4 protein-coding genes are annotated in these 9575 nt (G+C 22.2%); 3 read left to right on the top strand and 1 reads right to left on the bottom strand.

From position 1 onward, the window contains the following. Positions 1–126 precede the first annotated feature (126 nt). Positions 127–2205, bottom strand: coding sequence for an ATP-dependent helicase (locus GOQ29_RS14105; protein WP_484477092.1), 2079 nt, complete (start codon positions 2203–2205; stop codon positions 127–129). Positions 2206–2332: 127 nt separating this feature from the next. Between GOQ29_RS14105 and GOQ29_RS14100 the strand changes: the two genes are divergently transcribed. The 3 genes from GOQ29_RS14100 to GOQ29_RS14090 all read left to right on the top strand — a co-directional run bounded on the left by GOQ29_RS14100 (position 2333) and on the right by GOQ29_RS14090 (position 9524). Beyond that, positions 2333–2884, top strand: a complete 552-nt coding sequence (locus GOQ29_RS14100; RefSeq protein WP_203373309.1) for a hypothetical protein — start codon at positions 2333–2335, stop codon at positions 2882–2884. 150 nt (positions 2885–3034) lie between these two features. Beyond that, entirely contained in the window at positions 3035–6211 is a 3177-nt protein-coding gene (locus GOQ29_RS14095; protein ID WP_203373308.1) for a PD-(D/E)XK nuclease family protein, read from the top strand. Further along, positions 6180–9524 (top strand): UvrD-helicase domain-containing protein, encoded by a 3345-nt coding sequence (locus GOQ29_RS14090; protein ID WP_203373307.1) that lies wholly within the window; start codon positions 6180–6182, stop codon positions 9522–9524. The genes GOQ29_RS14095 and GOQ29_RS14090 overlap by 32 nt, the downstream gene beginning before the upstream one ends. Positions 9525–9575 lie beyond the last annotated feature (51 nt).

The following is a 9575-nucleotide window of genomic DNA, read 5'->3' as shown; positions in this document are numbered from 1 at the left end:
GGTGGTTCGATTCCGCCTCTGGGCACCATTTAAAAGACTTCCAAAATTTTGGAAGTCTTTTTTGATGTAGAAAGTTTAAACTTTTTATCAAATAGTGTTGATAAAGAAAATTGATTTGAGTAAGTTTTATTTTACTATTTTTAATAGATTGTTTTCTAAACTGACGGATAAAGAAATTCTCTTTTTTCCATATTTTTCAAAATTTATTGTTATTAAATCATCATCTATGTCTAATACAAAACCTTTGCCAAAGGATTTATGCTTGACTTTATCGCCACTAGCAACTCCGATGTTATTATCTATAATAATTTTTTCTAATTCAGAGATAAATCTAGATTGATATACTTCTTCATTATCTCTAGATTTATATGTTATTAATTTCAAATCTTTCTTTGCTCTTGTCATACCTACATAAAATAATCTTCTTTCTTCTTCTAAAGGTTTTTTATTTCCACGATCATATTCATCAATACTGTTACTTGAAGGAAATTCTTCATCAATTAGATCTACCATGAATACTCTAGAAAATTCTAGTCCTTTTGCTGAATGAAGAGTTGAAAGTCTAACCTTTCCTTTTTCATAGGTTCTATTATTGAATAGAGATTTTTTGATACAATCTAATCTATCTTGAATTTTTAATGGACTAGATAAATTTTCAGATATAAATTTAAGAGTCGATATAATAATTTTAATATTCTCATAGGATTGTCCAAATCTTTTAGAATTCTCCCTTAAAAATTTATCATAGTCTAAATCATATAGAATTGAATTCATAAAATCCTTAGCATTCCATTTTTTCATACTATTAAATTTATCTTTGATTCTCTTGATATTATTTTTTTGAAAAAATTTTAGTTCAGGAAATGTAATTAGTTTATCAAATACTGATTCAGATGATTTTTTATTTTTAACATATTGAACTTGTACTTTAGAGATATAACCATTTATTTTATAATAGATTCTTTCAAATGAATGGATATCTGTATTATCATAGGTTAATTGTATAAAAGAAAGTATATCTTTTATAATCCAATGATCAAAAAAATTAATTTTAATATCTCTTTTATAAAAAGGGATATTATTCCTTAGTAAGCCATCAACTATAGCTATTGTAGAAATATTATTTCTAAATAGTACAGCTGAGTCTTTACAGTTATTTTTTAGTTCATCAAAGAGATATTCATATTGTTTTAAATCATCTTTGAATTTAATAATATTTACTGGTAATATATCAGGATTTTTGGTAAATAGATTTTTATTAAATCTTATAGTATTTGACTTAATAAATTTATTTGAACATTCTACGATATTGCTACTCGATCTATAATTTTGTTCCATGAAAAATATTTTAGCATTTTTATATAGAGAATCAAAATTTAATAAGTATTCTGGATATGCTCCTCTGAATCCATATATACTTTGGTCATCATCGGCAACTATGAAAATATTATCTCTGGGAGTTGCTAAGAGTCGTATTATTTCATTTTGAGCTTTAGATGTATCTTGTCCTTCATCTACTTGTACATATTTGTATCTACTTCTTACATTGCTAAGAATAAGAGGATTATTTTTTAGAATATGTATAGATAAAGTTAACATATCATCAAAATCGATATAGCTATTTTGATGTTTAAAATTTTCATATTCATTGTATATATCTGAAAAATTTTTTATATTAAGATTTTTATATTTTGAAAAGTCATTTCTACCTAAAAGCATATTTTTTGCAAATCCTATAGAATTTAATAATTCTTCCAGTTTTTCTTCTGAAGGTAAAGTGTCATTTATTTCTCTATATATGGTTTTTAAAACTTTAATTTTATTTATTGGTGATTTTTTACCTTCTATTAAAATATATTCTTTATCATAGATTCTGGAATAATTACGAATAAGCATGTAGGCAAAACTATGTATAGTTGAAAAGTGGACATTATTTTTTCCAAATATACTATCGAATCTATTTTTCATGTCTAAAGCAGATGCTTTGCTAAAAGTTATAGATAAAATATTTTTAGGATTTATACTATGATTTAATATTAAATTTCCAGTTCTAGAAATAAGAACAGTAGTTTTTCCAGCTCCAGGAACAGCCAATACTAATGCAGGGCCTTCTGTATGTAAAACTGCCTCTTTTTGTTGTTGATTTAAATTAATATTGAAATTTTTTGATAAATTATTGAAAAAAGATCTAGTCAATAAAGACACTCCTTAGATTAAATATAAATTAATTACTATATAAATAGTATATTAAGTTAAATAATTTAGCAATATATGATATAATAGTATATGGTATTAGTACCTAGTACTAAATATTAATTATAGGAGGATTTATATGCTAAGCAATATTTTAAGTAAAGATATTTATAATAAAAATGTATTATTATTAAATAATGATTACAATAAATCTAAAATAAGTGTCAAAAATTATATTATAGAGTCATCTAAAAGGAACCAGAAAGTGATATTATTAGATTCGTTTTGGAGTAAAGAAAAATATAGTAGATTTAAAAGTTCAACTTATAAAGAAAATATAGAAAGAAGATATCATATGAAAATATCAGTGGAGGATTTCTTATATGATGATAATATAATAGAATATATGAATGCAAAAAATATCAATATCGTTAAAATAAAATCTATTGTAGGATATATGAGTGCTGCTGAACTTTTTCCTGTAATAATGTCAAAATTAGATGAAATAATAGAAGATGAATGTGTTCATGTATTATTGAATGATCATGTATTAGATAGTTTAAAATGGAATGAAATAGTAAAAGTAATAAATTCAGTGAACCAAAATAATATAAGGCTTATTGTATTAACAGATAGAGATAATATACCAAAAGAGTTGATAGAAAAATGTGAAATTATAATTAATAATTAATCTATACTAGAATATTATCTTTTTGAAAAATATCAAATTTCGGCTTAGATTAAAGTTTATTAAATTAAACAAATCCCCATGAGGGGATTATTTTTTTGGAAAATGTAAAATATTTAGTATAATTATATTTATAAGGAGTTGAAATCTGATATGAGAGAAAAAATAATATATTATGGTGATATAAATAATAATCAGAAAGATGTTTTGATAGAAAAAAGTAAAGAATTTATAAAGAATAATAATTGTGATAAATTTTATTATATATTGCCTTCTGGCAATTTACTTAATGCTTATAGAGAAAAACTACTTGTAGATATTAAAGGGGCATTTGGTTTAAATGTTATAACATTTGACGATGTTGTTAATGAATTAATTAATCAATATTCATATAGAAAAATTGATGATAGCGTTAAAGAAACGATAATAGCCAGTATAGTAAGAAAATTATTAAAGAATGGAAAAATACATTATTATAAGGATCAAAAAGATAATGAGTCATTTATAAAATCATTATCTTATATAATTGGTGAAATAAAGAGATCTTTAGTAACTGTGAAAAATTTAAAATCTGGGGTTAAAAATCATATAAAATATAATGAAATATGGAATATATATGAAGAATATCAAAAGTTTTTAAAAGGAAACAATTTACTAGATAATGAAGAAGTATATATGAAAGCATTTGAAAATATGAAAGATTGTTTAGAAATTTTCAAAACATTAGATACAATTATTATTGATGAATTTTTTGATTTTAGACCACTTGAATTGTATCTTATAGAAGAATTATCAAAGATTGATATAAATATATATATAAATATTCCATATAAATTTAAAAAGAATTATATTACTGTGAATGAAACTATAGAAAAATTAAAACAATTTGATTTTTCAGTGGTTAATATAAGAAATAATAATATGAATTATTTTGAAAAATTATCTTATACATTATTTACTGAAGATAAGGAAAAGAATGAAAAAACTAATAAAATTAAGTTAATAAAGGCACAAAATATTGAATTAGAAGTAAATAGAATAGTTGATGATATAAAAAGTTTAGTAAATAAAGGAGTATCTTTAAATAAAATAGGTATTATTGCTAATGATGTAAATATGTATAAGGATATTATTTATGAAGAATTACATAAAAGAAAATTACCTTGTTCTATTGATAAAACAAAAAAGATGATAGATATTCCTATAGCTAAAAATATATTAAATTTATTGAAAATAAGGATATCAAATTATAATATGAAATATATAATTAAATTAATAAAATCTAATTATTTAAATATTAATCTGGAATTAGATGAGGATATTGTAGAGAATATATTATATGAAATATATAATAAATATTCTGATATAAATATAGTTGTTGCTTTGGAAAGAGAAATCAATTATCTTGAGAATAAATTGGAAATTACTGATAATGAAAAATATATAGAAAATTTAAGGAATATAAATAGTATTAAAAATGTTGTTGGAAATATTATTAAAGATACATCTGATGTTCCAAAAAAATCTTTTATAGAAGATATAATAAAAAGTATAAAGAAATTATTATTTAAATATGATTTTATAGAAAACATAGAAAAACTATATGAGGTTCATAATGATGAGGAGATATATTTTAGAGATATAAAATTTGCTAATGCTTTAAATACCATATTTGACAAATTAAAATTTACTGTGGATATTTCAATTAAAGATGAAGTAAATATTATAGAAGTATATCATATATTATTAAGATTATTATCTGATGAAGAGATTATTGTATATCCTGGAAATAAGAATGGTATTAAAATAATTACACCTTCTATGGCAAGAGGGTTATTTTTTGAAAAGGTGTATATTATAGGGGTAAGAGAGGGTCAATATCCTAAGTTACTAAAAAATAATTGGTTTTTTAATGATAAAAATAGGGAATTATTTAAGAATCAAGGCATTGTATTTAAAAATTATAAAGAAATATATGATAAAGAAAGCTTAATGTTTGCTTTATCTGTATCTAAAGGGAGTACAGGGTTAGTATTAAGTTATTCTGACGATTTTGAGACAGATTCTTCGATACCATCTAGTTTTGTAGATGAATTATTAAACAAATTTGTAGGAAATCGAATTGAAGATAAGATTGAATATGAAGAAATAAATATGAATTATTTATTAAAAGATGATCTAATGGAAGTATTTACTTATTCTGATTTTTTAAGGAGTATAATGTTTAAGCATTATAAAGGAGAAGACATTTTAGATTTTTCTAACATGTATAATTCTATTGATAATATTTCAATTAGAGATATTCAAAGGAGTATAGCTGTGGAAGAAAAGCGATATTCAGAAGAATTTTATGAATTTGATGGTAAACTTAAAGATCCTAAAGTTATTGATAAAGTAGGTCAGGTGACGGATGAAATATTTAGTATTACTCAATTAGAAACCTATGGAGAATGTCCTATGAAATATTATTTTAAATACATATTGAATATTGATAGTAATGAAAAGGAAGTAATTGATTTTACCAATATTGATAAAGGAAATATATATCATAAAGTTTTATCGGATTTTTATTCAATTTATAAAAAGGATATTTATGATTATATTGAAGGAAAAATAGAAGAAATTATTAAATTGAAAAACAATATACATAACATAATTATAAGAATAATACAAAATGAAATGAGAATTAAAGATATTGAAGGAATATGGAAATTAAGAATAGAATTTATGGAAAAAACAATTATAGATTTAGTTTTGAAGGATATATATAAATTAAAAGAAAAAGTTTTTTATCCTTATGATTTTGAATCTAAATTTGGATATAATGAGGATTTTCAAATTGAAACTAAAGATTTTAATATAAAATTATTAGGAAAAATAGATAGAATTGATATAAAGGAAAATGAGGCTATAATATATGATTATAAAACTTCTAATGCTAAGAGACTAAAAGACATTTTAGAGGGGACAAGTCTTCAATTACCAGTATATTTAATGGTTTTAAAGTCTAAGGGATTTAATCCAATTGCAGGAGGATATATAATAATAAAAAATGGAGAATATTCTTATCCCATGGTTAAAGAGAAATATAATTATCTTTTAGAAGAGAAAAAAACTCTTTCTGAAGAAGAATGGGAAAAAGTAATAGATACTACTAAAGATAAAATTAATAGGTATGTAAAGGGAATCAAAGAAGGAGATTTTAGACTTCAACCTACCAATTGTAGTCCTTATTGTCCCTATAAAGATATTTGTAGATATAATAAGAAGAGAATTGAACAAAAGGAGAGAATAAAAGATGCTTACATCGAGTCAGCAGAAAGCTGTTAATATAATAAATAAAAATTTAGTAGTAAATGCAGGGGCAGGAAGTGGTAAAACAAGAGTTTTAGTAGAAAGATATATTAATATATTAGAAAATGGAAATTTAGATAAAGGTAAAGAAGTAGATTCCATAGTGGCGATAACTTTTACCAAGAAGGCTCAAAGCGAAATGAAAGATAGGATAAGAAAGAAATTGAGTGATAAAATATCTAAAGATTTAAAATGGAAAAGAATTTACGAAGATATAGATAAGGCTAATATTTCAACTATTCATGGATTTTGTTCAAAAATATTAATGGAAAATCCTATAGAAGCTAGAATCTATCCTGATTTTAAGATACTCGAAGAATATAAAAAAATAAAGTATATTACTGAAATATTAGAGAATATTTTTATGAAGGGTGTAGAAAAGCAAGAATATATTTATAATTTTTTACAATATTTTACGCTATTTTCTATAGATGAAACATTATATTCAGAAAATATAATTACTACTTTGAAGAAGATATATTTAAAAATTCGAACTACTGGAATGGATATAAATGAAGTAAGGGATATTACCTTATCTAATATAGATAATATAGATATAAATATAGATAAAATATGTTCAATAAAAAAAGATATTTTATATTTAATTGATAATTCTACAAAAAACAGTAAGTTATTTAAACTTAAAGAAGATGATATTTGGATAAATTTTTATAATAGTGATTATGAAGAGATAAACGAGGATTTAATATTTCAATTGAGTTATATAAAAAAGAATTTAGGGAAAAACAAAAAGCTACAAGATTATTTGGATAATGTAGAAGAAGATATTAATTCTGTATTGATGTCAATAGAAAAGATGAATAGAAATATTTATATAGCAATTTTTGATATTTTAATAGAATTAGATAGACAATACAGTTTAAAGAAAAAAGAAGAGACTGTTTTAGATTTTGAAGATTTACAAATATTAACACTAAGATTATTAGATAATAAAGATGTTTTAGAATATTATCAAAATAAGTATAAATATATAATGGTGGATGAATTTCAAGATACCGATAATTTGCAAAAAAGTATATTATATAAATTATGCAGTAAGAACAGTAAATTAGATAGAAATAATTTATTCATTGTAGGAGATCCTAAACAATCAATATATCGTTTTAGAGGAGCCGATTTATCAGTATTTGAGTATGTATCTAATGATATAGTTAAAAATTCTGATAAACTATTAATATCATTAGATGATAATTTTAGAACTGTAGATACTATCATGAAATTTATAAATGATTTTTTTATTAAATTAATGAAAAATAAATATAAGGAATTAAAATCAAATAAAAAATCTTTTTCAGATATAGATGTAGAAATACTTAAAAAGGATGATATTGAAATACCAGAAGGTCAATCACCTAGTGAATTTCACAAGAAATATGAAGGGGAGCTCATTGCAAGACGCATTAAGCAATTGGTTAAAGACGGAAGGTATGATTATAGAGATATCGCTATATTATTTAGAACAAGTACTAATATAGGAAATTATGAGGAAAAATTAAAGAAATATTCAATACCTTATTCTAATATTTCTGGTGGAGGATTATTTGAGAATCAAGAAATAATAGATATAATAAATGTACTTAAAGTAATAGATAATAAGTATGATTATATAGCCTTAGTAGGATTTTTAAGAAGTCCTATGATAGGTGTTTCTGATGAAACTTTGTATTGGATATTTAAAAATAAATATAATAATGTATTAGATAATTTATTAAATATTGATATAGATGATATAGAAAAGGAGAAAATAAAAAGGGTATATGAAATAATTAATAAATTTAATAAATTAAAAAATATATTAAATGTTAAAGATATTATAAAAGGAGTTTTAAGAGAGACAAAATATATAGAAAAGAATATGCTATTATTTGGCAACATTCAAAAGATGTCTAATATATATAAATTTATCGAATTTGCTAAAGAAATTGAATATAAAGAAAAATTGGAGTTAAATGAATTTTTAAGATATATAGAGAATTCAATTAAATATGGTAAAGATATATCACAAGCTAAAATAGGAAATTCTCAAGGAAATACAGTAAATATAATGACGATTCATAAATCAAAAGGATTACAGTTTAAGGTTATTATAATTCCAGAAACTGCTAAGATATTTAAGCAAAATAATTCTACGTTATTATTCAATAAGGATGAAGGTTTAGGAATAAAACATCCAGATTCTAAAGGAAAACCTTCTAAAGAATTATCCCCAATATTTACTCAATTATTAGACATTGATAAAAAAGAGGAATTAGAAGAAAATAAGAGAATACTCTATGTAGCTATGACTCGTACTGAAGAAAAGTTAATATTAGGATGTCAAACTATTGGGAAAAAATATAAAAATTCATTTAAAAATATGATAGAAAAAAATATACCTAAAGAAAATATAAAATATATTGAGAATATAGATATGAAAGAAGAAAAGGTTAATATAGTTAGGAATTTAAATAAGGAGCATTTAAATATAAAAAAAATGAATAGTGAAATGTTTTCTCTATTTAATGATAAAAATCATGAAAAAAACCATTTAGATTCTTTTAGTATAAGTCAATTCATGACATTTAAACAGTGTAAGAGAAATTTTTATTATAGTTATTATAAAAATTTACCAATTAATAAGTTTAATAACGGAAATGAGGATAATAAAGAAAATAGGTTGATATCTCCTACAGATAAAGGTTTAATTGTTCATAGAATTTGTGAATTATATGATGAAAATACTTTAATAATAGAATTAATGAATAGAGTACTAAAAGAATACAACATACCATTAGATGAAGAGATTATAAATGATATTAAACCTTATGTAGATAATTATATTAAAGAAAATGATTTTAATGTCGATAAAAGTTTTAAGGAAGTTAAATTTCAATATAATATAGGTTTATTTAAAATTACGGGCGTTATAGATAGAATAAATATTAGAGAAGGGGAAGCTGAAATCATTGATTTTAAAACAAATAAAATTGATAATAGAAAGTATTTAATAGAAAAATATGGACCACAGATACAATTATATACTTCTGTAGTTCAAGATTTATTTAATGTAAAAATGAAAAGAGCAGGATTAATGCTTCTTAAATCAGGAGAATTTGTTGATGTGGATATATCTAAGAAAAGTCTTAAAGAGAATATAAAAGAAATAAAAGAATTTATATTATTTATAAATAGTTATAAAGATATAAATGACTATGATAAAAATGGTAAGGAGTGTCGATATTGTAAATATAATAGCAAGTGTTACAAAAGAACTAATATATTAAATTAATATGACATTCGACAAGAAACGACAAAAATTATCAGAAAATTATGCTAAGTT

The sequence above is a fragment of the Anaeromonas gelatinilytica genome (genome assembly GCF_016820635.1).
GTDB lineage: Bacteria > Bacillota > Clostridia > Tissierellales > SIT17 > Anaeromonas > Anaeromonas gelatinilytica.
The sequence above is the reverse complement of the archived record's forward strand: the minus strand, read 5'-3'. Positions and strand labels throughout refer to the sequence as shown.